This window comes from Corynebacterium sp. UMB4614 (assembly GCF_030217065.1).
Taxonomy (GTDB): Bacteria; Actinomycetota; Actinomycetes; order Mycobacteriales; family Mycobacteriaceae; genus Corynebacterium.
The window spans coordinates 1-657 of sequence record NZ_JASONC010000055.1 but is presented as its reverse complement, the minus strand read 5'-3'; the positions used below and the strand labels follow the sequence as shown (position 1 = coordinate 657).

The window sequence follows — 657 nt, the reverse complement described above, 5'->3', positions numbered from 1 at the left end:
CACCAGTTGGTGGTGGGTGATGGTTTGTCGGTGCGTGCGGCTGGGTTGGATCTGGGATGGTCGTTAGCTACGGCGTATCGGATTGCGCATCGTGATGGGTTACCACTGCGGAATAAGACGTTGTCGTCACAGGTGGTTGACGAGATTGTTGCGTTGTTTGCCCAGAATGTCGCGCCAATGGATATTGTGCGGCGGTTGGGTGTGAATCCTTCGTCGGTATACCGGGTGGGGATATCGATTGGTGCGCGGCCCCGTCCTGCTCCTGAGGGTCGGCGGGCTGTGGCTACGGCGCGGCGAGTGGAGTATTTGGAGCTTCGGGCCTGTGGGTTGGATCGTCGTTCTGCTGCAGCTGCGTGTGGGATGGGGTTACGTGGTGCGCTTGATGTTGATAAGGGGGTGATTAAAACACGTGGTCGGCGTGTGCCGTTTGTGCCCGATGGTCAGGCAGTTTATCGCTATAAACGGCTTATGCAGGTTCTTGCGTATGTTGATGGCCGGGTCAGTGTTCCGGTGGAGGTGCTGCCGCAGGCTGCGGTGGAGAAGGTGATTGACCGGCGGTACTTGTCGTTGGTGGAGCGGGAGCGCATCGCGGATCGGGTGAATCGGAATTTATCGGTTCGGGCGATTGCGCGTGAGCTTGGGCGTGATCCGGGGACG

The 657-nt window shown here is 59.1% G+C and carries 1 protein-coding gene; it reads left to right on the top strand.

What is annotated here, in order from left to right:
* A partial coding sequence (locus QP413_RS09865) for a helix-turn-helix domain-containing protein (protein ID WP_284781595.1) occupies positions 1–657 on the top strand: 657 nt, incomplete at both ends.